At 62.0% G+C, this 25,462-nt stretch carries 23 protein-coding genes and 1 tRNA gene; 23 read left to right on the plus strand and 1 reads right to left on the minus strand.

The annotated features are described in order from the left end of the window. The 4 genes from AWB74_RS11400 (at window position 1) to AWB74_RS11415 (ending at window position 5,463) form a co-directional block, all read left to right on the plus strand. Complete coding sequence (locus tag AWB74_RS11400; protein ID WP_061146866.1) at window positions 1-1,122, plus strand: ABC transporter permease; 1,122 nt, start codon at window positions 1-3, stop codon at window positions 1,120-1,122. Continuing rightward, entirely contained in the window at window positions 1,119-2,729 is a 1,611-nt protein-coding gene (locus tag AWB74_RS11405) for an ABC transporter ATP-binding protein (RefSeq protein WP_061146867.1), read from the plus strand. Before AWB74_RS11400 ends, AWB74_RS11405 begins: the two co-directional genes overlap by 4 nt. Before the next feature lie 146 nt (window positions 2,730-2,875). Next, window positions 2,876-3,535 (plus strand): C40 family peptidase, encoded by a 660-nt coding sequence (locus tag AWB74_RS11410; protein WP_061146868.1) that lies wholly within the window; start codon window positions 2,876-2,878, stop codon window positions 3,533-3,535. A gap of 383 nt (window positions 3,536-3,918) precedes the next feature. Continuing rightward, the gene (locus AWB74_RS11415) at window positions 3,919-5,463 is read left to right on the plus strand and encodes a 2-isopropylmalate synthase (protein WP_061146869.1); all 1,545 of its coding nucleotides are present in this window, start codon (window positions 3,919-3,921) and stop codon (window positions 5,461-5,463) included. 65 nt (window positions 5,464-5,528) lie between these two features. Here AWB74_RS11415 and AWB74_RS11420 read toward each other — a convergent pair whose 3' ends face one another. Further along, the gene (locus AWB74_RS11420) at window positions 5,529-6,044 is read right to left on the minus strand and encodes a hypothetical protein (RefSeq protein WP_061146870.1); all 516 of its coding nucleotides are present in this window, start codon (window positions 6,042-6,044) and stop codon (window positions 5,529-5,531) included. A 174-nt stretch (window positions 6,045-6,218) separates the two neighbouring features. On the opposite strand from AWB74_RS11420, the gene AWB74_RS11425 reads away from it, so the two are divergent. From AWB74_RS11425 to nuoL, 19 genes are all read left to right on the plus strand, one after another. Then, complete coding sequence (locus tag AWB74_RS11425; RefSeq protein ID WP_096032017.1) at window positions 6,219-7,508, plus strand: branched-chain amino acid ABC transporter substrate-binding protein; 1,290 nt, start codon at window positions 6,219-6,221, stop codon at window positions 7,506-7,508. 144 nt (window positions 7,509-7,652) lie between these two features. Continuing rightward, window positions 7,653-7,922: a 30S ribosomal protein S15 gene (rpsO, locus tag AWB74_RS11430; RefSeq protein WP_061127306.1), complete on the plus strand. Its 270-nt coding sequence runs from the start codon at window positions 7,653-7,655 to the stop codon at window positions 7,920-7,922. A gap of 369 nt (window positions 7,923-8,291) precedes the next feature. After that, a complete protein-coding gene (gene pnp / locus AWB74_RS11435) occupies window positions 8,292-10,430 on the plus strand; it encodes a polyribonucleotide nucleotidyltransferase (RefSeq protein WP_061146871.1) in 2,139 nt (712 codons plus the stop codon). Window positions 10,431-10,618: 188 nt separating this feature from the next. Further along, window positions 10,619-11,635, plus strand: a complete 1,017-nt coding sequence (locus tag AWB74_RS11440; RefSeq protein ID WP_061146872.1) for an NAD(P)H-quinone oxidoreductase — start codon at window positions 10,619-10,621, stop codon at window positions 11,633-11,635. A 167-nt stretch (window positions 11,636-11,802) separates the two neighbouring features. Continuing rightward, entirely contained in the window at window positions 11,803-12,576 is a 774-nt protein-coding gene (gene tpiA, locus AWB74_RS11445; RefSeq protein WP_061146873.1) for a triose-phosphate isomerase, read from the plus strand. 87 nt (window positions 12,577-12,663) lie between these two features. Further along, window positions 12,664-13,032, plus strand: a complete 369-nt coding sequence (gene secG, locus AWB74_RS11450; protein ID WP_061146874.1) for a preprotein translocase subunit SecG — start codon at window positions 12,664-12,666, stop codon at window positions 13,030-13,032. Between the two features lie 127 nt (window positions 13,033-13,159). Beyond that, a tRNA-Leu gene (locus tag AWB74_RS11455) sits at window positions 13,160-13,244 on the plus strand. A 215-nt stretch (window positions 13,245-13,459) separates the two neighbouring features. Beyond that, on the plus strand, window positions 13,460-13,819 hold the full coding sequence (locus AWB74_RS11460) for an NADH-quinone oxidoreductase subunit A (RefSeq protein ID WP_041730499.1): 360 nt from the start codon (window positions 13,460-13,462) through the stop codon (window positions 13,817-13,819). 61 nt (window positions 13,820-13,880) lie between these two features. Then, window positions 13,881-14,360, plus strand: coding sequence for a NuoB/complex I 20 kDa subunit family protein (locus AWB74_RS11465; protein WP_006052903.1), 480 nt, complete (start codon window positions 13,881-13,883; stop codon window positions 14,358-14,360). A 20-nt stretch (window positions 14,361-14,380) separates the two neighbouring features. Next, window positions 14,381-14,983, plus strand: coding sequence for an NADH-quinone oxidoreductase subunit C (locus AWB74_RS11470; RefSeq protein WP_061127312.1), 603 nt, complete (start codon window positions 14,381-14,383; stop codon window positions 14,981-14,983). 9 nt (window positions 14,984-14,992) lie between these two features. After that, the gene (locus AWB74_RS11475) at window positions 14,993-16,246 is read left to right on the plus strand and encodes an NADH-quinone oxidoreductase subunit D (RefSeq protein WP_061146875.1); all 1,254 of its coding nucleotides are present in this window, start codon (window positions 14,993-14,995) and stop codon (window positions 16,244-16,246) included. 152 nt (window positions 16,247-16,398) lie between these two features. Continuing rightward, complete coding sequence (gene nuoE, locus AWB74_RS11480) at window positions 16,399-16,884, plus strand: NADH-quinone oxidoreductase subunit NuoE (RefSeq protein WP_061146876.1); 486 nt, start codon at window positions 16,399-16,401, stop codon at window positions 16,882-16,884. Then, on the plus strand, window positions 16,881-18,203 hold the full coding sequence (gene nuoF, locus AWB74_RS11485) for an NADH-quinone oxidoreductase subunit NuoF (RefSeq protein ID WP_061146877.1): 1,323 nt from the start codon (window positions 16,881-16,883) through the stop codon (window positions 18,201-18,203). Before nuoE ends, nuoF begins: the two co-directional genes overlap by 4 nt. 52 nt (window positions 18,204-18,255) lie before the next feature. After that, a complete protein-coding gene (gene nuoG / locus AWB74_RS11490) occupies window positions 18,256-20,595 on the plus strand; it encodes an NADH-quinone oxidoreductase subunit NuoG (RefSeq protein WP_061146878.1) in 2,340 nt (779 codons plus the stop codon). Window positions 20,596-20,597: 2 nt separating this feature from the next. After that, entirely contained in the window at window positions 20,598-21,662 is a 1,065-nt protein-coding gene (nuoH, locus tag AWB74_RS11495; RefSeq protein WP_061127316.1) for an NADH-quinone oxidoreductase subunit NuoH, read from the plus strand. A gap of 36 nt (window positions 21,663-21,698) precedes the next feature. After that, window positions 21,699-22,187 carry an NADH-quinone oxidoreductase subunit NuoI gene (gene nuoI / locus AWB74_RS11500; RefSeq protein ID WP_061146879.1) on the plus strand — a complete coding sequence of 163 codons (489 nt, stop codon included), beginning with the start codon at window positions 21,699-21,701 and terminating at the stop codon, window positions 22,185-22,187. Between the two features lie 167 nt (window positions 22,188-22,354). Continuing rightward, window positions 22,355-23,044 carry an NADH-quinone oxidoreductase subunit J gene (locus AWB74_RS11505; protein ID WP_061127318.1) on the plus strand — a complete coding sequence of 230 codons (690 nt, stop codon included), beginning with the start codon at window positions 22,355-22,357 and terminating at the stop codon, window positions 23,042-23,044. 20 nt (window positions 23,045-23,064) lie between these two features. Beyond that, on the plus strand, window positions 23,065-23,370 hold the full coding sequence (gene nuoK, locus AWB74_RS11510; RefSeq protein ID WP_007588140.1) for an NADH-quinone oxidoreductase subunit NuoK: 306 nt from the start codon (window positions 23,065-23,067) through the stop codon (window positions 23,368-23,370). A 17-nt stretch (window positions 23,371-23,387) separates the two neighbouring features. Beyond that, window positions 23,388-25,451: an NADH-quinone oxidoreductase subunit L gene (gene nuoL, locus AWB74_RS11515; RefSeq protein ID WP_061146880.1), complete on the plus strand. Its 2,064-nt coding sequence runs from the start codon at window positions 23,388-23,390 to the stop codon at window positions 25,449-25,451. Window positions 25,452-25,462: the final 11 nt, after the last annotated feature.

A 25,462-nucleotide genomic window follows, 5' to 3' on the forward strand; every position in this document is an offset into this window, starting at 1 on the left:
TTGAATCGAGCCGCTTCGTCGGAATCGTCACGGCGCGCCGCCAACGGCAGCGACGCACAACCGCTGCGCGGCGAGATCCCGGTCTCGCCCGGCCGGCGCGTCTGGCTGCGCTTCAAGCGCAACAGGCTCGGCTACTGGAGTCTGATCGCGTTCTTCACGGCGTTCGTCATCAGCCTCGCGGGACCGCTGTGGTCGAACGACAAGCCGCTCGTCGTGCGCTATCAGGGGCACTTTTACTTTCCGCTCGTGAAGAGCTATCCGGAGACGACGTTCGGCGGCGACTTTCCGACGCCCGCCGATTATCTCGATCCGTTCGTGCGCGACCGCTTCGGCACGCCGGGCAATTTCGCGATCTACCCGCCGAATCACTACTACTACGACACCCTCAACTACTTTTCGAAAGGCTCGAATCCGGCGCCGCCATCGCGCGAGAACTGGCTCGGCACCGACGATCGCGGCCGCGATGTGTTCGCGCGGCTCGTCTACGGCTTTCGCGTGTCGGTGCTGTTCGCCCTCGTGTTGACGGCGATCGGCACGGTGCTCGGCGTCCTCGCGGGCGCGGTGCAGGGTTATTTCGGCGGCAGGATCGATATCACCGGACAGCGCCTGATCGAAATCTGGAGCGCGTTGCCGGAGTTGTATCTGCTCATCATCTTCGCGTCGATCTTCGAGCCGAGTCTCATCTTGCTGATTATTCTGCTGTCGCTGTTCGGCTGGATCGGCTTGTCGGATTACGTGCGCGCGGAGTTTCTGCGCAATCGCACGCAGGACTACGTGCGTGCGGCGCGCGCGATGGGTCTCTCGAACTGGCAGATCATCTGGCGGCACGTGCTGCCCAACAGCCTGACGCCGGTCATCACATTTCTGCCGTTTCGCATGAGCGGCGCGATTCTCGCGCTCACGAGCCTCGATTTTCTCGGCCTGGGCGTGCCGTCGCCGACGCCGTCGCTCGGCGAGTTGCTCGCGCAGGGCAAGGCGAATCTCGACGCGTGGTGGATTTCGCTGTCGACGTTCGGCGTGCTCGTCGCGACGCTGCTCCTGCTGACCTTCATGGGCGACGCATTGCGCAACGCGCTCGATACGCGCATCGCCGATGCGGTGAAAGCGGGAGGCGGGCAGTGACGCATCACGCCAATGAGCCGCTGCTTTCAATCAAGGATCTGCGCGTGCGCTTCGGCGACACGCTTGCCGTCGATGGCGCGAATCTCGAGATCCGCGCGGGCGAGCGTGTGGCGCTCGTCGGCGAATCGGGCTCGGGCAAGAGCGTGACGGCGCTGTCGATCCTGCGCCTGATTCGCGACGCCGAGCTGTCCGGTTCGATCCGCTTCGAAGGCGACGAGTTGCTGTCGAAGAGCGAGCACGCGATGCGCGGCCTGCGCGGCTCCGATATCGCGATGATCTTCCAGGAGCCGATGACCGCGCTCAATCCGCTCTACACGGTCGGCGACCAGATCGGCGAGACGATTCAGCTGCACGACGGCGCGAACCCGCGCGAGGCGAGGCAGCGCGCGATCGCGCTGCTCGCGCGCACCGGCATCACCGAGCCGGAACGGCGCGTGGATAGCTATCCGCATCAGCTATCGGGCGGACAGCGCCAGCGCGTGATGATCGCGATGGCGCTCGCGTGCCGTCCGCGCCTGCTGCTCGCCGACGAGCCGACCACGGCGCTCGACGTGACGATCCGCGCGCAGATCGTAGAACTGCTGCTGGAATTGCAACGCGACGAGGCGGAAAAGCGCGGCATGGCCGTGCTGCTCATCACGCACGATCTGAATCTCGTGCGGCGCTTCGCGGAACGCGTCGCGGTGATGGAGAAGGGCGTGCTCGTCGAAAGCGGCACGGTGGAGGAGATTTTCACGTCGCCGCAGCATCCGTACACGCAGCGCCTTCTGGCGAGCAAGCCGAAGCGCGCGGTGCTGCCTGTGCTGCCGATCGCGCCGGTGCTGCTCGACGCGAAGGCCGTATCCGTCGATTACCCGACGCGCCTGCCCGGGCTGGAAGGCTGGTTCCGGCGCGGCCGCTTCAAGGCCGTCGACGACGTTTCGCTGACGGTGCGACAGGGCGAAACGCTCGGCATCGTCGGGGAGTCGGGATCGGGGAAATCCACGCTCGCGATGGCGCTGCTCGGCTTGCAGCGCATCTCGAACGGGGCGGTGCAGTTTCAGGGCCGCGCGCTCGGCGATTTTCGCGGACGCGAAAAAACCGCGCTGCGCTCGAATCTGCAAGTCGTCTTTCAAGACCCGTTCAGTTCGCTCTCGCCGCGGCAGACGGTCGAGCGGATCGTCGGCGAAGGGCTCGCGCTGCATCGCCCGGAGCTGGATTCGGCCGCACGCCGCGCGAAGGTAATCGCCGTGCTGCGCGAAGTCGGCATGGAGCGCGGCGCGCTCGAGCGCTATCCGCATGAATTTTCGGGCGGGCAGCGGCAGCGCATCGCGATTGCACGCGCACTGGTGCTGGAACCGAGCATCCTGATCCTTGACGAACCCACCAGCGCGCTCGATGTTTCCATTCAAACTCAAGTACTTGCGCTGCTCGCCGAGATTCAGAAGAAGCACAACCTGGGGTACGTTTTCATCAGCCACGACCTGCAGGTGATCGGTGCGATGGCGCACCGCGTCGCGGTGATGAGAAATGGAGTTATCGTCGAAACCGGGGATGCAGAGAAAATTTTTGCGAACCCTTCTGACGAATACACAAGAAAGCTTCTAAAAGCTGCCCTGGTTTCCTAAAAATCTTTCTTTTTAGTCAATTGGGTGGGTATCTCAATTGTATTTTTCTATTTCTTTTGACAGTTAAATACTTTGTGGCTAGTATCCATCAAACTTTCACGTATCTCCCTGATTTAGCAGTCTTTAATTGTAAAACCTACCGACCGATGCAGCCACTAACGATGACTCAGACATGCGCGCGCGCCGCCGCGGGCATGTTGATCGGCCTCCTGATGACAACAGCTTCCGGCGCGTTCGCCGACGAAGTCAACAGTAGCAGCCAGAATGCCAACAATGGCATTTTCTCCTCCAGCAAATCCACCGATGCGGCAAGCGCAGACGCCGCCAGCAGTCCGGGCGGCGCAAAGTCGTTTCTGTCTGGCGTAGCGAGCAAAGCAGGCGATGTCGTCGTCGGCGCGCTCAACATGATCGGCGTGCGATATCGCTGGGGCGGCAACACCCCGGATTCCGGCCTCGATTGCAGCGGCTTCGTGCGTTACGTGTTTCAGGACACGCTCGGCATGACGCTGCCGCGCCGGGCCGAAGAAATGAGCCGCGTCGGCGAGAAGGTGACCGTCTCCGATCTCAAGCCGGGCGACCTCGTGTTCTTCAACACGATGCGCCGTTCGTTCTCGCACGTCGGCATCTATATCGGCGACAACAAGTTCGTGCATTCGCCGTCCACCGGCAGCACGATCCGTGTCGACGACATGGAAGACGGCTACTGGGAAAAGCGCTTTCAGGGCGCGCGCCGTATCGAGAACGCGCAAATCGGCGATGGCTCGGAACTGCGTCAGCGCGTGAGCGCTTCGATCGGCGGTTACTGATCGGTCTGTCTGCATCAAGAAAAGCCTGCCTCCTTTCGGATGCAGGCTTTTTTGTTTTTGGCTCGACGCAAACCCGAGTCGCGGCGCGCAGTGCCAATCGGCGCGATGGGAAAGCCTGATTGCATGCACATCCAAAAGCCGTTATAGTTTTTGAATGAACTTTTTTCCGTTCCCCTTCTCGTTGTTCCCGGCTGGTGCGTCCGCTGTTTCGTCGGCACGCGCAGTATCGCTACTAGCGCGCCTACCGCGCTGATTCTTCTCGCCTCCCGTCTGCTCGTCCTTTCAGGTTTTCGACGCCAGCGGTGGCGCGAACACCCGAATTCCCTTTTGCTTTTCGTCTCGATATTTCCAACAATCGATAAATCTCCCCACAGGAGCTGAACATGGCAGCAGACAAGTTGATCATTTTCGACACGACCTTGCGCGATGGCGAGCAGTCCCCCGGCGCGTCGATGACGAAGGAAGAGAAGATCCGCATCGCGAAGCAACTGGAGCGCATGAAGGTCGACATCATCGAAGCGGGTTTTGCCGCCAGCTCGAACGGTGACTTCGACGCGATCAACACGATCGCGTCGCTCGTGAAGGACAGCACGGTCTGCTCGCTCGCCCGCGCGAACGACAAGGACATTCAGCGCGCCGCCGACGCGCTCAAGCCCGCGAGCCAGTTCCGCATCCACACGTTCATCGCCACGTCGGCGCTGCACATGGAAAAGAAGCTGCGCATGACGCCGGAGCAGGTCTACGACCAGGCGCGTCTCGCGGTGCGGTTCGCGCGCAAGTTCACGGACGACGTCGAATTTTCGCCCGAAGACGGCAGCCGCTCGGATATCGACTTTCTCTGCCGCGTGCTCGAAGGCGTGATCGAAGAAGGCGCGCGCACCATCAACATCACCGATACGGTCGGCTACGGAATTCCCGAACACTACGGCAATCTCGTGAAAACGCTGCGCGAGCGCGTGCCCAATTCCGACAAGGCGATCTGGTCCGTGCACTGCCACGACGACCTCGGCCTGGCGGTGGCGAATTCGCTCGCGGGCGTGCAGATCGGCGGTGCGCGACAGGTCGAATGCACGATGAACGGTCTCGGCGAGCGCGCCGGCAACACGTCGCTCGAAGAAATCGTGATGGCCGTGAAGACGCGCAAGGATTACTTCGGCCTCGATGTCGGCATCGATACGACGCAGATCGTGCCGACCTCGAAGCTCGTTTCGCAGATCACCGGTTTCGTCGTGCAGCCGAACAAGGCGGTCGTCGGCGCGAATGCGTTTGCGCATGCGTCGGGCATCCACCAGGACGGCGTGCTGAAGGCGCGCGACACGTACGAAATCATGCGCGCGGAAGATGTGGGCTGGAGCGCGAACAAGATCGTGCTCGGCAAGCTGTCCGGCCGTAACGCGTTCAAGCAGCGTCTGGAAGAACTGGGCGTGACGCTCGAATCCGAAGCCGATGTGAACGCCGCGTTCGCGCGCTTCAAGGATCTCGCCGACCGCAAGGCCGAAATCTTCGACGAAGACATCATGCAGATCGTCTCCGAGGAATCCGCCGAGGCACAGGCGAAGGAACACTTCCGCTTCGTGTCGATGAAGCAGCATTCGGAAACCGGCGAGCAGCCGCAGGCGAAGGTCGTATTCGCGGTGGAAGGCGCCGAGGTCACGGGCGAGGCGGGCGGCAATGGCCCGGTCGATGCGACGCTGCACGCGATCGAATCGAAGGTCGAGAGCGGCGCGGAACTCGTGCTGTATTCGGTCAACGCGATCACCACCGGCACGCAGGCGCAAGGCGAAGTGACGGTGCGTCTGTCGAAGAGCGGGCGTATCGTGAACGGCGTGGGCACGGACCCGGACATCGTCGCGGCGTCGGCGAAGGCGTATATCGCCGCGTTGAACAAGCTGCACTCGAAGGTCGAGAAGCTCAATCCGCAGCTTTGATTCTTTCGCTTCAAACGCAAAAAAGCCCTCTTCGCGAGGGCTTTTTGCTTGATGCGATACGGCGCTCAGAACAGATTGCGCCTGTCGGGATCGTGCAGCGGATCGGGCGTTTTCTGCGTCATCCGCAAGATGCCCTGATCGTCGAAATAGAAGTTGTACATCAGGTACCAGATGTTCGCTTCCATGTATCGATAAGTCCAGACTTCGCGCTTCATCAGCGGAAAGTAGGACGTCTCCACCGGCCGGCCGAAGTTCACGAGCACGTCGGCCTTCGTCCACGTACCGATCTGCGCCTTGTAGAGCTCGTTCTCCTCGAGCACCTGCCGCACGTTCACGATCCTGCCGGACGCGTCGATATCGGCGGCAGTCGTGAATTCGCCGAGCGGCTGCGTCGGCCACATGAGGCGCTTGCCGCCGTTGGGCAGATCGTAGACTTCGCGCGGCGGCCCGAGGCGGGTGGTGATCGTCGATACATCGGCGCCGGTCTGGTAGTTCTGCCACGGCTGCGCGCAGGCCGTGAGCAGCAGTGCGACGCCTGCGCCGGCGAGCGCGCCGCGCAAGCGATTGAATAGGTACGGCATGACAGCCTCCACGTGCTGATTCGTTCGTTGTTTCTGGTGATTTTGACATGGACGCGCGATAAAACATTCTCCACGACGTCGCGGCATTCGAGCGGAAGTGTCGGCAATGCCGGACTTGCGCCGCGAGCTCGGTGCGGCCTATGATCCGCGCTTTCAGCGGATCGGCATAAACCCATGAAGAAAGGAATCGGCGTGCACGCGGCGCGATGGCTGCGCGTTTTGACATCGGCGTGCCTCGTGTGGTCGTGCGCGGCGAGCGCGGTCGAACTGCCGCCCGTCAAGCTCGCGCTGATCGAAGGCATGTCCGGGCCGTTCGCGAACGCGGGCGCGATGGTCGAGCGCAATCTGCGCTTCGGCATCGAGCGCGTGAATGCGAACGGCGGCGTGAAGCTCGCCGACGGCATGCATCCGCTGCAACTCGTCGTGCTCGATGGCAAGGGCAGCAGCGAGGCAACGCTCGTGCAACTGCGCGCGGCGATCGACGAGAAGATCGGCTTCGTCATGCAGGGCAACAGTTCGGCGGTGGCGGCGGCGCTCGTCGCGGCGATCGACAAGCAGAACGCGCGCGAACCGGAGCGGCGCGTGCTGTTTCTGAACTATTCCGCCGACGATCCCGCGCTCACGAACGACGCGTGCAGCTTCTGGCATTTTCGCTTCGACGCCCACGCCGGCATGCGCATGGACGCGCTCGCCGATGCGCTCCAGGACGATCGCGCGGTGAAGAAGGTCTATCTGCTGAATCAGGACTACAGTTTCGGCCACGACGTGAGCCGCCAGGCGCAGCGCGCGCTGAAGGAGCGGCGGCCCGATATCGCGATCGCCGGTGATGAGTTTCATCCGATCGGACGCGTGAAGGATTTCGCGCCGTACATCGCGAAAATTCGCGCGAGCGGCGCGGACGCGGTCATCACCGGAAACTGGGGCAACGATCTGACGCTGCTCGTTAAGGCGGCGCGCGAGCAGGGGCTCGACACCAAGTTCTACACGTTCTACGGCAACAGCCTCGGCGCGCCGGCGGCGCTCGGCGATGCGGGCGTAAAGCGCGTGATTGCGGTCGCGGACTGGCATCCGAACGCGGGCGGTGCAGCGTCGGACGCGTATTACCGCGCGTTTCGCGCGCGCTATCCCTCCGCGGCCGACGACTACCTCGTGCTGCGCATGCCGCTGATGATCGAGATGCTCGCCGCGGCGATGACGCGCGCCGGCAGCGCGGACCCGCTCGCCGTGGCGCGTGCGCTGGAAGGCATGAAGTTCGACGGCGAATCCTTCCAAACGTTGACGATGCGCGCCGACGATCATCAGGTGATCCAGCCCCTTTATGTGATGGAAATGGACAAGGCGGGCACGAAGGGCGTGCGCTTCGACAACGAAGGCTCTGGCTACGGCTTTCGCACGCTGCTCGCCGTTCCGGCCGAGAAGACCGCCCAGCCGACGACCTGCAGGATGACGCGTCCGGCACGCTAGCCGGGAAACCGGGTCTTTGCCGACGCACCGTGTGCTATACTCCACGCTTCGTCTTCGGCTTGTCCGTTGCGAAAACCTGAAATGGAAACCTCCACGGCACGGCCTTTCTTCCGTGACCGCCTGTCTGTATCAAAGGAAAAGCAAATGTCCGTAGCAGAAATCAAGAAGTCCGACATCGTCGCAGAACACGCGCGCGGCGCCAACGACACCGGCTCCCCTGAAGTGCAAGTCGCACTGCTCACGAGCCGCATCAACGAACTGACCGTCCACTTCAAGTCGCACTCGAAGGATCACCACAGCCGCCGCGGCCTGCTGCGCATGGTGAGCCGCCGTCGCAAGCTGCTCGACTACCTGAAGGGCAAGGATGCGGATCGTTATCGCTCGCTGATCGAAAAGCTGGGTCTGCGCAAGTAATTGGCGTCAAACGGCTGCCGTTAAACGAAGTGCCTGTGTCAGTCCGCTGATACAGGCACTTTTGTTTTTGTGCGTTTCGGCAGTGAAGTGGTGCCCGATGGCGTTTCCGCAGTCACGGCGACGTAGTCGGCAGTTTCAGCGGTTCAGTTGCTTCATTTTGCTTCAGTTGCTTTACCCGGATGCATCATCCGGCTCGACACCCGGTCCCGGCCTCGCGGCAGAGCTTTGTGTCATTCCATCGCGGCGTAGGCCGCGCGCACGTCGGGCAAGCCCCGCGCTGGAATGGCATATCACACCTCTCAAGCGTGGCTCGCGACCGCCCAAGCCAGCGCCAATGGGCCGGCGCGGCGCAACGTAGAAGGAGTCACAATGTTCAATAAAATCGTCAAAGAATTTAAGTGGGGACAGCACAATGTCCGCCTCGAAACGGGCGAAATCGCGCGTCAGGCAAGCGGCGCGGTCATCGTCGATGTCGAAGATACCGTCGTGCTCGCCACAGTCGTCGGCGCGAAGACCGCCAAGCCGGGCCAGGACTTCTTCCCGCTGACCGTCGACTACCTCGAAAAGACCTACGCCGCAGGCAAGATTCCGGGCGGCTTCTTCCGTCGCGAAGGCCGTCCGTCGGAAGGCGAGACGCTGATCTCGCGTCTGATCGACCGCCCGCTGCGCCCGCTTTTCCCGGAAGGCTTCTATAACGAAGTGCAGGTCGTGATCCACGTCCTGTCGCTGAATCCTGAGATTCCCGCGGACATCCCGGCGCTGATCGGCGCATCGGCGGCGCTGGCCGTGTCCGGTCTGCCGTTCAACGGTCCGGTCGGCGCGGCGCGCGTCGCCTATCTGAACAACGAGTACGTGCTGAACCCGACGCGTGCGCAGATGAAGGAATCGGCGCTCGATCTCGTCGTCGCGGGCACGGAACGCGCGGTGCTGATGGTGGAATCGGAAGCGCAGCAGCTTTCCGAAGAAGTGATGCTCGGCGCGGTCGTCTACGGCCACGAGCAGATGCAGAAGGCCATCGACGCGATCCACGAACTCGTGCGCGAGGGCGGCAAGCCCGAATGGGACTGGCAGCCGGCGCCGAAGAACGAAGCGCTGATTTCGCGCGTCTCGGCAATCGCCCAGTCGGAACTCGAAGCGGCTTATCAACTGCGCAACAAGTCGGCGCGCTCGGCCAAGCTGAAGGAAGTGTACGCGGCGACGTCGGCGAAGCTGGAAGAAGAAGCCGCAGCGGGCGGCACGGTCTCCGCCGACAAGGCAACGGTCGGCAACGTGCTGTTCGACATCGAAGCGAAGATCGTCCGTACGCAGATCCTGAACGGCGAGCCGCGCATCGACGGCCGCGACACGCGCACCGTGCGTCCGATCGAAATCCGCACGGGCGTTCTGCCGCGCACGCACGGCTCGGCGCTCTTCACGCGCGGCGAGACGCAGGCGCTGGTCGTGGCGACGCTGGGCACGAAGGGCGACGAGCAGAACATCGACGCGCTCGAAGGCGAATATCGCGAGCGCTTCATGCTTCACTACAACATGCCGCCGTTCGCGACGGGCGAGACCGGCCGCGTCGGCTCGCCGAAGCGTCGTGAAATCGGCCACGGCCGTCTGGCCAAGCGCGCGCTCGTCGCGTGCCTGCCGAGCGCCGACGAATTCGGCTACTCGATCCGCGTCGTGTCGGAAATCACGGAATCGAACGGTTCGTCGTCGATGGCTTCGGTCTGCGGCGGCTGTCTCGCGCTGATGGACGCCGGTGTGCCGATGAAGGCGCACGTCGCGGGCATCGCGATGGGCCTGATCCTCGAAGGCAACAAGTTCGCGGTTCTGACCGACATCCTCGGCGACGAAGATCACCTCGGCGACATGGACTTCAAGGTGGCCGGCACGGCGCAAGGCGTCACGGCGCTGCAGATGGACATCAAGATCCAGGGCATCACGAAGGAAATCATGCAGGTCGCGCTCGCGCAGGCGAAGGAAGGCCGCATGCACATCCTCGGCAAGATGACCGCCGCGGTGCCGCACACGAACACGGAACTGTCCGACTACGCGCCGCGCATGATCACCATCAAGATCAATCCGGAGAAGATCCGCGACGTGATCGGCAAGGGCGGTTCGGTGATCCGCGCGCTGACGGAAGAGACCGGCACGACCATCGACATTTCGGACGACGGCGTCGTCACCATCGCGAGCACGTCGAGCGAAGGCATGGCCGAAGCGAAGAAGCGCATCGAGAACATCACGGCGGAAGTGGAAGTCGGCCAGATCTACGAAGGCCCGGTGCTCAAGCTGCTCGACTTCGGCGCGATCGTGAACATCCTGCCGGGCAAGGACGGTCTGCTGCACATCTCGGAGATCGTCAACGAGCGCGTGAAGGACATCAACGACTACCTGAAGGAAGGCCAGATCGTGAAGGTCAAGGTCATTCAGACGGACGAAAAGGGCCGTGTGCGACTGTCGGCGAAGGCACTTTTGAACGAAGGCGCGCAACAGGCGGAACCCACGCACCCGCAGCAGTAATGCGGTAATGTGTAGACGGCCGGCCGCGGATGCGAGCCGGCCGTTTTCATGTATGACGCATCGGACGCTATGCATTGTCCGATGCGTCGTCGGACCCGATGGCAGTGTGGAGCGCGGATTGCTTTGACGCGCGCGCAGTGCCATCCGGTTCGGATGCACACTCAGTCTGATCGGCACAGGGAGAAGTCATGAAGGCCATCGAAATCACCGAGTTTGGCGCACCCGAAGTCCTGAAGCTGGGCGAGCGGCCGACCCCGGCGCCGGGCAAATGCGAGGTCCTCATCAAGGTGACGGCGTCCGGCGTGAACCGGCCGGACGTGTTCCAGCGCAAGGGCGCCTACGCGCCGCCGCCGGGGGCGTCCGATCTGCCGGGGCTGGAGGTGGCGGGTGAAATCGTCGATGGCGATTTCGATCCGAAGCACAATCCGTTCGGCCTGAAAAAAGGCGATCGCGTGTGCGCGCTGCTCGCTGGCGGCGGTTATGCCGAGTACGCGGTCGCGCCGCTCGAGCAATGCCTTCCGGTGCCGAAGGGTTTGTCGGATATCGAAGCGGCATCGTTGCCGGAAACGTTCTTCACCGTGTGGAGCAATGTCTTCGAGCGCGGCCAGTTGGGTTCGGGCGAAAACGGCGCAGAAGAAACGCTGCTCGTGCAGGGCGGATCGAGCGGTATCGGCGTGACGGCGATTCAGATCGCGCGTGCGCTCGGCTATCGCGTGTTCGCCACCGCCGGCACCGACGAAAAGTGCCGCGCATGCGAAGCGCTCGGTGCGGAGCGCGCGATCAACTACAAGACGGAAGATTTCGTCGAAGTGGTGAAGTCACTGACGAACGATCGTGGCGTCGACGTGATTCTCGACATGGTCGCAGGCGATTATCTCCAGCGCGAGCTCAAGGCGCTGGCCGATGGCGGGCGCATCTGCGTGATCGCTTTGCTGGGCGGCGCGAAGGCGGAGATCAATCTCAACGACGTGCTGCGTCGACGTCTCGTCATCACCGGTTCCACACTGCGTCCGCGTCCCGTCGCATTCAAGGCGAAGCTCGCGGCCAGGCTCAAGGAACGTGTCTGGCCGGAGGTCGAAGCGGGACGCATCAAGCCGGTCATCCATCAGGTGTTCCCCGCTGCGGAAGCCGCTGCCGCGCATGCGCTCATGGAGAGCAGCACGCACGTCGGCAAGATCGTGCTCGACTGGCGCGAGAACGCGTGATCTTTTCGAAGAGTCGCGGGTTCAGCGTTGCGGTCCGCTTTTGGCGGTTTGACCGGGTTCGTCTTAACACAGTAAAATCGCCTGTTTTGCAGGCAGATTGCAGTTCGTAGCGGATTCATTCCTATAACAGGGCGGCTCATCGAAGCTGCCGGCGACTGACGAGACTTATGTCCAGAGAACGAGCGAAACTGGTGGTGGGCAACTGGAAGATGCACGGACGCATCGGTGACAACGCGGCCTTGCTGACCGAAGTTGCCGCAGGTGCATCAGCTTTGCAAAAGGGCGTGCGCGTCGGTGTGTGCGTGCCGTGCCCTTATCTCGCACAATCGCAGGCGCTTCTCGCGGGCTCGGTCGTGCAGTGGGGCATTCAGGACGTGTCGGCGCATACGGGCGGCGCGTTTACCGGCGAAGTCGCGGCCGAAATGGCAGCAGACTTCGGCGTGACGTACGCGATCGTCGGGCATTCGGAGCGACGCGCGTATCATCGCGAAAGTCCGGAGCTCGTCGCGGAGAAGGCAAAGCGCGCGATCGAGGCGGGTCTCACGCCGATCGTCTGCGTTGGCGAAACGCTCGAGGAACGCGAGGCCGGCAAGACGGAGCAGGTCATCGGCACGCAACTCGACGCCGTGCTGCTTTCGCTGACGGAAGCGCAGGCCGCAGGCATCGTGGTGGCGTACGAGCCGGTCTGGGCGATCGGCACGGGCAAGACCGCGCGGCCGCTGCAGGCACAGGACGTTCACGCATTTCTGCGCCGCAAGCTGCTGGAGAAGGGCGCATCGGTGGCGAATGTGCCGCTCTTGTACGGTGGCAGCGTGAAGCCCGAAAATGCGGAAGAACTGTTCGGGCAAAAGGACATCGACGGCGGGCTGATCGGCGGCGCGTCGCTGAAGTCGAAGGATTTTCTGGCGATCTGCCGGGCCGCGCAAACCGTGTTGCATTGAGCATCGAACGGCGAGCGGGCAGGGCAGGCGCAAGACCCATTGCGACACGAAGGTGTCACGGAAACATCAGGAACCAGGTGAGTTGAAATGCTGTATTTGAAGACATTGATTATCGTCGTTCAGTTGTTGTCGGCGCTGGGCGTCATCGGCCTCGTGCTGCTTCAACACGGCAAGGGCGCGGACATGGGCGCGGCGTTCGGCAGCGGTGCATCGGGCAGTCTCTTCGGTGCGACGGGCTCTGCCAACTTTCTGTCGCGTACCACGGCGGTTCTGGCCGCGGTCTTTTTCGTCACGACGCTCACGCTGACTTACCTCGGCAGCTACAAGCCGCAAACTTCGGCCGGCGTGCTCGGCGGTGCGGCTCCAGTACCGGCATCGGCGGCGGCTTCAGCGACTTCGGCACCCGCATCGGCACCGGTCGCATCGTCCGCGCCGGGCTCCGATGTGCCCAAATAACGACGAGACGAATTTTTCGCATAATTTGCATTTTGTGCGTTGAACAATTCGTAGGGCCCAGTTATAATTCAAGTCTTGAAGCGATTCGCGGCAATTAAGAAGTAGTTTTCCCGGATTGCAGTACAGTGCCGACGTGGTGAAATTGGTAGACACGCTATCTTGAGGGGGTAGTGGCGAAAGCTGTGCGAGTTCGAGTCTCGCCGTCGGCACCAAAGTTATCCAATGCCAGCCGCATGCATCGCTTCGGCTGGCATTGTCACTTCTGGAGTACCCTTACGTTTTCGCAGCAGCATCGACATCGTCAAAGCGGTTGTCACAGTGTGCTGATATCGTGAGCGGTCCCAAGTGAAATCTCCCGCCGGGTGGTCCGTCCCGGCTGAAGCGCTCCAATCAATAACAGACCACATCTACCGATCTGAGGATAGCCTTGAACCTCGCACCCTATTACCCCGTCTTCTTGTTTCTTGTGGTGGGCCTTGGTTTAGGTATTGCGTTGGTTAGCATCGGCAAGATCCTCGGTCCCAACAAGCCCGACACCGAAAAGAACGCGCCGTACGAGTGCGGCTTCGAAGCGTTCGAAGACGCGCGTATGAAGTTCGATGTGCGTTACTATCTCGTCGCGATTCTTTTCATCATTTTCGATCTTGAGACGGCGTTCCTGTTTCCGTGGGGTGTTTCCCTGCGCGATATCGGCTGGCCTGGCTTCATCGCAATGATGATTTTTCTGCTCGAATTTTTGCTCGGCTTCGCCTACATCTGGAGAAAGGGCGGACTCGACTGGGAATGACAGTCAGATCACCGGATTCATGGGCGGCATTGGCTGGCTGCTCATCTGGAGTGGAAAACAAATGAGTATCGAAGGGGTCTTGAAGGAAGGCTTTGTCACCACCACGGCTGACAAGCTGATCAACTGGACGCGCACCGGCTCCCTGTGGCCGATGACGTTCGGTCTCGCGTGCTGCGCGGTCGAGATGATGCATGCGGGCGCCGCCCGTTACGACCTGGATCGTTTCGGTGTGGTGTTCCGTCCGAGCCCGCGCCAGTCCGACGTGATGATCGTGGCCGGCACACTGTGCAACAAGATGGCGCCCGCGCTTCGTAAGGTGTACGACCAGATGGCCGAGCCGCGCTGGGTCATTTCGATGGGTTCGTGCGCGAACGGCGGCGGCTACTACCATTATTCGTATTCCGTCGTGCGTGGTTGCGACCGGATCGTGCCGGTCGATGTGTACGTTCCCGGTTGTCCTCCGACCGCCGAAGCCCTGGTCTACGGCGTGATCCAGTTGCAGGCGAAGATTCGCCGCACCAACACCATCGCCCGTCAGTAAGGGCCTCAGTCTCCCCAACTATGGCAAGCAAACTCGAGACCCTCAAAGCGAACCTCGAGACGGCGTTTGGCGACCGTCTCCAGAGCATCACCGAGTCGCTGGGTCAGGTGACGGTCGTCGTCAAGGCGGCCAACTATCTGGACGTCTGCAAGCAACTGCGCGACGACACGTCGCTGCGCTTCGAGCAGCTCATGGACCTGTCCGGCGTCGATTACTCGACCTACGGCGACGGCGTCTACGACGGCCCGCGTTTCGCGGCGGTCAGCCATCTTCTTTCCATCACGCACAACTGGCGCGTGCGCGTGCGCGTATTCGCTCCGGACGACGAAGTGCCCATCGTGCCTTCGGTGGTCGATATCTGGTCGTCGGCGAACTGGTACGAACGTGAAGCGTTCGACCTCTACGGCATCGTGTTCGAAGGCCATCCGGACCTGCGCCGCATTCTCACGGACTATGGCTTCATCGGTCATCCGTTCCGCAAGGATTTCCCGGTTTCCGGCTACGTGGAAATGCGTTACGACCCGGAAGAGAAGCGCGTCGTGTATCAGCCTGTGACGATCGAGCCGCGCGAGATCACGCCGCGCGTGATTCGCGAAGATCGTTATGGCGGTCTGAAACATTAAGAGAACGTCATGGCAGAGATCAAAAATTACACGCTGAATTTCGGCCCGCAACACCCGGCAGCGCACGGCGTGCTGCGCCTCGTGCTCGAACTCGACGGCGAAGTGATTCAGCGCGCCGATCCGCACATCGGTCTGTTGCATCGCGCGACCGAGAAGCTCGCCGAGACCAAGACTTTCATTCAGTCCGTGCCGTACATGGACCGTCTCGACTACGTGTCGATGATGGTCAACGAGCACGGCTATGTGCTCGCCATCGAAAAGCTGCTCGGCATCGACGTGCCGATTCGCGCGAAATATATCCGCGTGCTGTTCGACGAAATCACGCGCGTGCTGAACCACCTGATGTGGATCGGCTCGCACGCGCTCGACGTCGGCGCGATGGCGGTGTTTCTCTACGCGTTCCGTGAGCGCGAAGATCTGATGGACGTCTACGAGGCGGTGTCGGGCGCGCGCATGCACGCGGCTTACTATCGTCCGGGCGGTGTGTATCGCGATCTGCCGGATGCAATGCCGCGGTACAAGGCATCGAAGATCCGCAACGCGAAGGCGCTCGACAAGATGAACGAGACCCGTCAGGGCTCGTTGCTCGACTTCATCGAGGACTTCTTCAATCGTTTCCCTGGCTGTGTCGACGAGTACGAAACGCTGCTCACCGACAACCGCATCTGGAAGCAGCGTCTCGTGGGCATCGGTGTCGTGAGCCCGGAGCGCGCGTTGCAGATGGGCCTCTCGGGCGCGATGCTGCGCGGCTCGGGCATCGAATGGGATTTGCGCAAGAAGCAGCCGTACGAAGTGTACGATCAGCTCGACTTCGACATCCCCGTCGGCGTGAATGGCGATTGCTACGACCGCTATCTGGTGCGCGTGGAAGAAATGCGCCAGTCGGTCCGCATCGCCCAACAGTGCATTGCGTGGCTGCGCAAGAATCCCGGCCCTGTGATGGTCGATAATCACAAGGTTGCGCCGCCGTCGCGCGTCGGCATGAAGAGCAACATGGAAGAGCTGATTCACCATTTCAAGCTCTTCACCGAAGGCTTCCACGTGCCGGAAGGCGAAACGTACGCGGCCGTCGAGCATCCGAAGGGCGAATTCGGCATCTATCTGATTTCGGACGGCGCGAACAAGCCGTATCGCCTGAAGATTCGCGCGCCGGGCTATGCACACCTCGCAGCGCTCGACGAAATGGCGCGAGGCCACATGATCGCCGACGCTGTGACGATCATCGGTACGCAAGACATCGTGTTCGGCGAGATCGATCGCTGATCTCATTCGCCGCTTGCGCGGTGCGCTCGTCGAGCCGCCGCGCAGGAAAAGCGGAAGCACTAACAGGAACCCGCAGGAACGCCAGGTCTGCCGCAACACGAAGGACGCGGCAGGTTTTCGTTCGGTAGGAATTGAAAGAGTCGTGTCTGAAAATGATCTCAGCTGAAGGCCTGAAAGAAATCGATCGCGCGGTCGCGAAGTATCCCGCCGAGCAAAAGCAATCGGCGGTGATGGCGGCGCTCGCTGTCGCTCAGGAAGAGCATGGTTGGCTCTCGCCGGACATCATGCAGTTCGTCGCCGATTACCTGAGCATGCCGCCCGTCGCGGTACAGGAAGTCGCCACGTTCTACACGATGTACGAACTGAAGCCGGTCGGTAAGCACAAGATCACGCTCTGCACGAACCTGCCTTGCCAGCTCGGTCCGGACGGCGGTTCGGACAGTGCCGCGGAGTATCTCAGGCAGAAGCTCGGCATCGATTTCGGCGAGACCACGCCGGACGGCAAGTTCACGCTGAAGGAAGGCGAATGCTTCGGCGCGTGCGGCGACGCACCCGTGATGCTCGTGAACAACCATCGCATGTGCAGCTTCATGAGCCGCGAGAAGATCGACCAGTTGATCGAGGACCTTTCGAAATGACGTCACTCCACGATCGTCACATCAAGCCGCTGATCCTCGCCGGGCTGAATGGCGAGAACTGGCATCTCGAAGATTACGTCGCGCGCGGCGGCTACAAGCAGCTGCGCCGCATTCTCGAAGAAAAGATTCCGCAGGAGCAGGTGATCGCCGACGTCAAGGCGTCGGGGCTGCGCGGCCGCGGCGGTGCGGGCTTCCCGACCGGCCTGAAGTGGAGCTTCATGCCGCGTCAGTTCCCGGGGCAGAAGTATCTCGTCTGCAATTCGGACGAAGGCGAACCGGGCACGTTCAAGGACCGCGATATCCTGCGCTGGAACCCGCACGCGCTGATCGAAGGCATGGCCATCGGCGCGTATGCGATGGGCATCACCGTCGGCTACAACTACATCCACGGCGAGATTTTCGAAGTCTATAAGGTGTTCGAAGCGGCGCTCGAAGAAGCGCGCGCGGCGGGCTATCTCGGCGCGAACATTCTCGGCTCGGGCTTCTCGTTCGAGCTGTATGCGCACCACGGTTATGGCGCGTACATCTGCGGCGAAGAGACTGCGCTGCTCGAATCGCTGGAAGGCAAGAAGGGCCAGCCGCGTTTCAAGCCGCCTTTCCCGGCGAGCTTCGGCGTGTATGGCAAGCCGACGACCATCAACAACACCGAGACGTTTGCGGCCGTGCCTTTCCTGCTGGAAATCGGGCCGCAGAATTACCTCGAGATCGGCAAGCCGAACAACGGCGGCACGAAGATCTTCTCCGTGTCAGGCGATGTGAATCGTCCGGGCAACTATGAAGTTCCGCTCGGCACGCCGTTCTCGACGCTCATGGAACTGGCGGGCGGCGTGCGCGGCAAGTCGGTCAAGGCCGTGATTCCGGGTGGTTCGTCCGCACCGGTCGTGCCGGGCGAGATGATGCTCGCCACCGACATGGACTACGATTCGATCGCGAAGGCCGGCTCCATGCTGGGCTCGGGCGCGGTCATCGTGATGAACGAGACGCGTTGCATGGTGCGCTCGCTGCTGCGCCTGTCGTACTTCTATTACGAAGAGTCGTGCGGCCAGTGCACGCCGTGTCGTGAAGGCACCGGCTGGCTCTATCGCGTGGTGCATCGCATCGAGCACGGTCTCGGCCGCAAGGAAGATCTGGATCTGCTGAACTCTGTCGCGGAAAACATCATGGGCCGCACGATCTGCGCGCTCGGCGATGCAGCCGCGATGCCCGTGCGCGGCATGCTCAAGCACTTCTGGGACGAATTCGAATATCACGTCGAGCACAAGCACTGTCTCGTCGGCGGGCACGCGCATCATGCGGCGTCCGAAGCGCTTACCGCGTAATCAGGCGCGCAGTCAGATGCGCAAGATAAGAGGTTGAGGACCATTCCCCATCATGGTTGAACTAGAAATTGACGGCAAGACGGTCGAGGTGCCTGAAGGCAGCATGGTGATCCAGGCTGCGCACAAGGTCGATACGTACATTCCTCACTTCTGCTATCACAAGAAGCTGTCGATCGCGGCGAACTGCCGGATGTGCCTCGTCGAAGTCGAAAAGATGCCGAAGGCCGTCCCCGCCTGTGCCACGCCGGTGTCGGCGGGCATGGTGGTGCGCACCACTTCCGACAAGGCCGTGAAGGCCCAGCAGTCGGTGATGGAATTCCTGCTGATCAACCACCCGCTCGATTGCCCGATCTGCGATCAGGGCGGCGAGTGCCAACTGCAGGATCTGGCCGTCGGTTACGGCAAGTCGCAGTCGCGCTATAGCGAAGAAAAGCGCGTCGTGTTCCACAAGAACGTCGGTCCGCTCATCTCGATGGAAGAGATGTCGCGCTGCATCCACTGCACCCGTTGCGTGCGCTTCGGCCAGGAAGTCGCCGGCGTGATGGAGCTCGGCATGCTGGGCCGCGGCGAGCATTCGGAGATCACGTCGTTCGTCGGCAAGACGGTGGATTCGGAGCTGTCGGGCAACATGATCGACCTGTGCCCGGTCGGCGCGCTGACGAGCAAGCCGTTCCGCTACAGCGCGCGGACGTGGGAATTGTCGCGCCGCAAGTCGGTGAGCCCGCACGATTCCGTCGGCGCGAACCTCGTCGTGCAGGTGAAGAACAACCGCGTGATGCGCGTTCTGCCGATGGAAAACGAAGCCATCAACGAATGCTGGATCTCGGACAAGGATCGCTTCTCGTACGAAGGCCTGAACGGCGACGACCGTCTGACCACGCCGATGCTGAAGCAAGGCGGCAACTGGATCGAAACCGACTGGCAGACCGCGCTCGAATACGTGGCGAAGGGTCTGAAGGGCATCAAGGCCGATCATGGCGCGAACGCTATCGCTGCCCTGGCCACGCCGCACAGCACTGTCGAAGAACTGCATCTGTTGAAGCAACTGGCTGAAGGCGTCGGTACGCCGAACGTCGATTTCCGTCTGCGCCAGAACGATTTCTCGGCGCCGGTGGGCGTCGGTGCGCCGTGGCTCGGCACGAAGATCGCGGATCTGTCGTACATCGACACGGCGTTCGTGATCGGCTCGTTCCTGCGTCGCGATCACCCGCTGTTCGCAGCGCGTCTGCGCCAGGCCGCGAAGAGCGGTGCGAAGATTACGTTCCTCAACGCCAGCAACGACGACTCGCTGATTCCGACCGCGCATCGTCTGGTCGCGGCGCCTTCCGCGTGGCTCGATCAGCTCGCGGGCATCGCGGCAGCCGTCTCCGAAGCGCGCGGCGTCGCGCTGCCGGACGCGTTCGCGGGCCGCGAAGTATCGGCTGCGGCGAAGGACGTGGCGGCATCGCTGTCGGCGGGCGAGAAGCGCGTCGTGCTGCTCGGCAACCTCGCGGTTCAGCATCCGGACTTTGCACAGATTCAGGCGGCGGCGCAGTGGATCGCCGACAATACCGGCGCGACGCTCGGCTTCCTCACGGAAGGCGCGAACTCCGTCGGCGCGCATCTCGTCGATGCGCTTCCGGGCGAGGGCGGTCTCAACGCACGCGAAGTGTTCGAGCAACCGCGCAAGGGCTACGTGTTGCTGAACGCCGAACCGGAATACGACACGGCCAATCCGGCGCAGGCCATCGCCGCGCTGAAGGCGGCTGAAATGGTCGTCGTGATGTCGCCGTTCAAGCACGGCATGGACTATGCGGACGTGCTGCTGCCGGTTGCGCCGTTCACGGAAACGTCGGGCACGTTTGTCAACGCAGAAGGTACGGCGCAGTCGTTCAACGGCGTCGTGCGCGCGCTGGGCGATACGCGTCCGGGCTGGAAGGTGCTGCGCGTGCTGGGCACGATCCTCAACTTGCCGGGCTTCGAGTTCGACACGGCCGAAGAAGTGCGCATCGCGGCGCTCGGTACGGGCGATCTGACTGCGCGTCTGTCGAACAAGACGTCGGTGACGGCCGCACGCGCCGCATCGAATGTGACGCTGAACGGCAGCGGGCTGCAGCGTCTCGCCGATGTGCCGATCTATCACGCCGATGCGCTCGTGCGCCGCGCGCCGTCGCTGCATCTGACGGCGGCCGCCCGCGCTGCGAACGTGGCCGGTCTTCCGACCGCGCTCTTCGACAAGCTCGGTCTGAAGGACGGCGAAGCAGTGCGTATCAAGCAGGGCAACCTGTCGGTGACGTTGCCCGCGGTCCGCGATGCGAATCTCGCGGAATCGGTGGTCCGCGTGTCGGCGGGCACGACGGCTGGCGCCGCGCTCGGCGGCCTGTTCGGTGAACTGGTAGTGGAGAAGGCGTAAAAATGGGCTTGTTCGATACGATCAACGCAGGCGGCACGCAGCTTCTGGGCGTCGCATGGCCGACGGTGTGGGCGCTGGTCCGCATCCTCGTGGTGGCGGTTGTCATTCTGCTGTGCGTGGCGTACCTGATTCTCTGGGAACGCAAGCTCATCGGCTGGATGCACGTCCGTCTTGGTCCGAATCGCGTCGGTCCTGCGGGTCTCTTGCAGCCGATCGCGGACGTCCTGAAGCTGCTGCTGAAGGAAGTGATTCAGCCGACGCAGGCGAGCCGGTGGATCTACATGATCGCGCCGATCATGACCGTGGTGCCTGCGTTCGCGGTGTGGGCGGTCATTCCGTTCCAGGCGCAAGCCGTGCTCGGCGACATCAACGCAGGCCTGCTGTATGCCATGGCGATTTCGTCGATCGGCGTGTACGGCGTGATCCTGGCGGGCTGGGCGTCGAATTCGAAGTACGCGTTCCTCGGCGCGATGCGCGCAGCCGCGCAGATGGTGTCCTACGAAATTTCGATGGGCTTCGCGCTCGTCGTCGTGCTGATGGTCGCGGGCACGCTGAACATGTCGGAAATCGTGCACTCGCAGCAGCGCGGCATGTTCGCGGGCTGGGGCGTCAACTTCCTGTCGTGGAACTGGCTGCCGCTTCTGCCGATGTTCGTCGTGTACTTCATCTCGGGCATTGCCGAAACGAACCGTCACCCGTTCGACGTGGTGGAAGGTGAATCGGAAATCGTCGCAGGCCACATGATCGATTACTCGGGCATGGCGTTCGCGCTGTTCTTCCTCGCCGAGTACATCAACATGATCGTGATCTCGGCGATCGCCACGACGCTGTTCCTCGGCGGCTGGGATGCACCGTTCGGCTTCCTGTCGTTCATTCCGGGCGTATTCTGGTTCGTCTTCAAGGTTTTCCTGCTGCTGTCGGTCTTCATCTGGGCGCGTGCGACGTTCCCGCGTTACCGCTACGACCAGATCATGCGTCTCGGCTGGAAGGTGTTCCTGCCGGTGTCGGTGATCTGGGTGGTCGTGGTCGGTTTCTGGATCATGTCGCCGCTCAACATCTGGAAGTAGTCGGACGAACCCAGGACAAGAGCGGACGAAATCATCATGAACGCAATTCAGAACTTCTTCAAAACCTTCTTCCTGACCGAGCTGCTGAAGGGTCTCGCGCTGACGGGCCGTTACACGTTCCAGCGCAAGATCACCGTGCAGTTCCCGGAAGAGAAGACGCCTATCTCGCCGCGTTTCCGCGGCCTGCACGCGCTGCGCCGCTACGAGAATGGCGAAGAGCGCTGCATTGCCTGCAAGCTGTGCGAAGCGGTGTGCCCGGCGATGGCGATCACGATCGAATCGGAAACGCGCGCGGACAACACGCGCCGCACGACGCGCTACGACATCGACCTGACCAAATGCATCTTCTGCGGTTTCTGCGAAGAGAGCTGCCCGGTCGATTCGATCGTCGAAACGCACATCCTCGAATATCACGGCGAAAAGCGCGGCGATCTGTATTTCACGAAGGACATGCTGCTCGCGGTGGGCGATCGCTACGAGCAGGAAATCGCCGCAGCGAAGGCGGCGGACGCGCCTTATCGTTGATTGACGCGAGATGCCGGAGCGCTCGGTTTAGCACCTGGGTTCCGGCATCGAGCTGAAGCGATTTTGTTGTTGCTGTTTGGCACACTGCGGCGCGCGCCGAGGGCGACTCCTGTCCGAAAGCGCCGACACACCATGCCTGATGATGGCCTAACGATGAACCGGTAATCATGGAATTCACAACCGTACTGTTCTATATCTTCGCGCTGCTGCTGACCGTGTCCGCGCTGAAGGTGATCACCTCGCGCAACCCGGTGTCATCCGCGCTCTTTCTCGTGCTCGCGTTCTTCAACGCCGCCGCGATCTGGATGCTGCTGCAAGCCGAATTCCTCGCGATCCTGCTGGTTCTCGTCTATGTCGGCGCGGTGATGGTGCTGTTCCTCTTCGTCGTGATGATGCTCGACATCAACATCGACGTATTGCGGCGCGATTTCAAGCGTTTCGTGCCGCTCGCGAGCATCGTCGGCGCGATCATCGTGATCGAGACGGCGCTGATCCTGTGGCACGGCTACGGCGCGACGACGACGCCGCTGCGCGATGCAGCCGCAGGCGCGGGCGTCTCCGGCGCGGCGCTGATGCCGAACACGCAGCTCATCGGCAAGGTCATCTACACGGACTATATTTTCGCGTTCGAAATTGCGGGCCTCGTGCTGCTCGTCGCGATCATCGCGGCAATCTCGCTCACGATCCGCGACAAGAAGGACAAGAAGACGCAGACCGTCAGCCAGCAAGTCAAGGTGCGCGCTTCGGATCGCGTGCGTCTCGTGAAGATGCAGGCGGAAAAAGATGCGCCCGACGCCACGACGGAACCGGCCGTGACCGGCAACATCGGCGCGGGCACCGTCGACAACAAGGGCTGAGCGCGAAGGAGAAATCGAATATGTTGAGTCTTGCCCATTACCTCGTGCTCGGTGCGATCCTCTTTGCGATCAGCATCGTCGGCATCTTCCTGAACCGCCGCAACGTCATCATCATCCTGATGGCGATCGAGCTGATGCTGCTCGCGGTGAACACCAATTTCGTCGCGTTCTCGCACTATCTGGGCGACGTGCACGGCCAGATCTTCGTGTTCTTCGTCCTGACCGTGGCCGCGGCTGAAGCCGCGATCGGTCTCGCGATTCTCGTGACCCTGTTCCGTAGCCTCGACACGATCAACGTCGAGGACCTCGATCAGCTCAAAGGTTAATTTCAGGCTAGGCTGTTATGTCCACGACACTCAATGAAAACCTCCTGCTCGCGGTTCCGCTGGCGCCGCTGGCCGGCTGTCTGATCGCGGGGCTGTTCGCGAAATGGGTAGGGCGCAAGGGCGCGCATCGCGTGACGATCCTCGGCGTCTTCATCTCGTTCATCCTCTCGGCGATCGTCTTCAACGACGTGATGCACGGCGCGAGCTTCAACGCGACCATCTACGAATGGATGAACGTCGGCGCGCTGAAGATGGAAGTCGGCTTCCTGGTCGACTCGCTCACCGCGATGATGATGGTCATCGTGACCTTCGTCTCGCTGATGGTGCACATCTACACGATCGGCTACATGGCGGACGAGGAAGTCGGCTACGAGCGCTTCTTCTCGTACATCTCGCTCTTCACGTTCTCGATGCTGATGCTCGTCATGAGCAACAACTTCCTGCAGCTGTTCTTCGGCTGGGAAGCGGTGGGTCTCGTGTCGTATCTGCTGATCGGCTTCTACTTCACGCGTGAAAGCGCGATCTACGCCAACATGAAGGCGTTCATCGTGAACCGCGTGGGCGACTTCGGCTTCCTGCTCGGCATCGGTTTGCTGCTGGCGTTCTCGGGATCGCTGAACTACGGCGACGTGTTCGCGCAAGGCGACAAGCTCGCGGCGATGACTTTCCCCGGCACGCAATGGGGCCTGCTGACGGTCGCGTGCGTTTGCCTCTTCATCGGCGCGATGGGCAAGTCGGCGCAGTTCCCGTTGCACGTGTGGCTGCCCGACTCGATGGAAGGCCCGACGCCGATCTCCGCGCTGATTCACGCGGCGACGATGGTGACGGCCGGCATCTTCATGGTGACGCGCATGTCGCCGCTCTTCGAGCACTCCGACGCGGCGCTCTCGTTCGTGACGGTCATCGGCGCGATCACGGCGTTGTTCATGGGTTTCCTCGGTGTCGTGCAGAACGACATCAAGCGCGTGGTCGCCTACTCGACGCTCTCGCAACTCGGCTACATGACCGTGGCGCTCGGCGTGTCGGCCTATCCGGTCGCAGTGTTCCACCTCGGCACGCACGCGTTCTTCAAGGCGCTGCTGTTCCTCGGCGCGGGTTCGGTCATCATCGGCATGCACCACGATCAGGACATGCGCAACATGGGCGGCCTGCGCAAATACATGCCGATCACGTGGATCACGTCGCTGATCGGTTCGCTCGCGCTGATCGGCACGCCGTTCTTCTCGGGCTTCTACTCGAAGGACTCGATCATCGAGGCGGTGAAGTACTCGCATCTGGCGGGCTCGGGCTTCGCGTACTTCGCGGTGGTGGCGAGCGTGTTCGTCACGTCGCTGTACTCGTTCCGCATGTATTTCATGGTGTTCCACGGCAAGGAGCGCTTCCGTGGTCCGAAGCATCCCGACTCGCCGATGGGCCAGGCCGAAGCGCATGGCCACGGTCATGACTCGCACGGTCATCACGACGATCATGGTCACGCTCACGAGCCGCACGAAACGCCGTGGGTGGTGACGCTACCGCTCGTGCTGCTCGCGATTCCGTCGATCATCATCGGCGCGATCATGATCGGCCCGATGATCTACGGTGACTTCTTCTCGCACGGCGTGGTCTTCGACAAGGTGATCTACATCGCCGAAAACCATGAAGGCCTGAAGGAAATGGCCGAAGAGTTCCACGGCTGGGTCGCGATGGCGCTGCACGGCATCATCACGCCGGGACCGGTGTGGCTCGCAGCGCTGGGCGTGATCGTCGCGTGGTTCTTCTACATGAAGCGCCCGGATCTGCCGGCAGTCGTGGCCCGCACGTTCCGCCCGATCTACGTGCTGCTCGACAACAAGTATTACTGCGACAAGATCAACGAAGTCGTGTTCGCGAAGGGCGCGGTTGCGATCGGCCGCGGTTTGTGGAAAGAGGGCGATGTGGTCGTCATCGACGGCATCGTCAACGGCAGTGCGCGGTTCATGGGCTGGTTCGCCGGTGTGATCCGCTTCCTTCAATCCGGTTACATCTATCACTACGCGTTCGCCATGATTATCGGCATGTTGGGGCTCTTGACCCTGTTTGTGACGCTCGGCGGCAAATAAGGCGAGGGATC

The sequence above is a fragment of the Caballeronia arvi genome (assembly GCF_001544695.2).
Lineage (GTDB): Bacteria > Pseudomonadota > Gammaproteobacteria > Burkholderiales > Burkholderiaceae > Caballeronia > Caballeronia arvi.

What these genes read in the sequence shown, in the direction of transcription:
- AWB74_RS11410 (WP_061146868.1), top strand. Translation starts at nt 2,876, where the DNA reads ATGCAGCCACTAACGATGACTCAGACATGCGCGCGCGCCGCCGCGGGC.
- AWB74_RS11415 (WP_061146869.1), top strand. Translation starts at nt 3,919, where the DNA reads ATGGCAGCAGACAAGTTGATCATTTTCGACACGACCTTGCGCGATGGC.
- AWB74_RS11420 (WP_061146870.1), bottom strand. Translation starts at nt 6,044, where the DNA reads ATGCCGTACCTATTCAATCGCTTGCGCGGCGCGCTCGCCGGCGCAGGC.
- AWB74_RS11425 (WP_096032017.1), top strand. Translation starts at nt 6,219, where the DNA reads ATGAAGAAAGGAATCGGCGTGCACGCGGCGCGATGGCTGCGCGTTTTG.
- rpsO (WP_061127306.1), top strand. Translation starts at nt 7,653, where the DNA reads ATGTCCGTAGCAGAAATCAAGAAGTCCGACATCGTCGCAGAACACGCG.
- pnp (WP_061146871.1), top strand. Translation starts at nt 8,292, where the DNA reads ATGTTCAATAAAATCGTCAAAGAATTTAAGTGGGGACAGCACAATGTC.
- AWB74_RS11440 (WP_061146872.1), top strand. Translation starts at nt 10,619, where the DNA reads ATGAAGGCCATCGAAATCACCGAGTTTGGCGCACCCGAAGTCCTGAAG.
- tpiA (WP_061146873.1), top strand. Translation starts at nt 11,803, where the DNA reads ATGTCCAGAGAACGAGCGAAACTGGTGGTGGGCAACTGGAAGATGCAC.
- secG (WP_061146874.1), top strand. Translation starts at nt 12,664, where the DNA reads ATGCTGTATTTGAAGACATTGATTATCGTCGTTCAGTTGTTGTCGGCG.
- AWB74_RS11465 (WP_006052903.1), top strand. Translation starts at nt 13,881, where the DNA reads ATGAGTATCGAAGGGGTCTTGAAGGAAGGCTTTGTCACCACCACGGCT.
- AWB74_RS11470 (WP_061127312.1), top strand. Translation starts at nt 14,381, where the DNA reads ATGGCAAGCAAACTCGAGACCCTCAAAGCGAACCTCGAGACGGCGTTT.
- AWB74_RS11475 (WP_061146875.1), top strand. Translation starts at nt 14,993, where the DNA reads ATGGCAGAGATCAAAAATTACACGCTGAATTTCGGCCCGCAACACCCG.
- nuoE (WP_061146876.1), top strand. Translation starts at nt 16,399, where the DNA reads ATGATCTCAGCTGAAGGCCTGAAAGAAATCGATCGCGCGGTCGCGAAG.
- nuoF (WP_061146877.1), top strand. Translation starts at nt 16,881, where the DNA reads ATGACGTCACTCCACGATCGTCACATCAAGCCGCTGATCCTCGCCGGG.
- nuoG (WP_061146878.1), top strand. Translation starts at nt 18,256, where the DNA reads ATGGTTGAACTAGAAATTGACGGCAAGACGGTCGAGGTGCCTGAAGGC.
- nuoH (WP_061127316.1), top strand. Translation starts at nt 20,598, where the DNA reads ATGGGCTTGTTCGATACGATCAACGCAGGCGGCACGCAGCTTCTGGGC.
- nuoI (WP_061146879.1), top strand. Translation starts at nt 21,699, where the DNA reads ATGAACGCAATTCAGAACTTCTTCAAAACCTTCTTCCTGACCGAGCTG.
- AWB74_RS11505 (WP_061127318.1), top strand. Translation starts at nt 22,355, where the DNA reads ATGGAATTCACAACCGTACTGTTCTATATCTTCGCGCTGCTGCTGACC.
- nuoK (WP_007588140.1), top strand. Translation starts at nt 23,065, where the DNA reads ATGTTGAGTCTTGCCCATTACCTCGTGCTCGGTGCGATCCTCTTTGCG.
- nuoL (WP_061146880.1), top strand. Translation starts at nt 23,388, where the DNA reads ATGTCCACGACACTCAATGAAAACCTCCTGCTCGCGGTTCCGCTGGCG.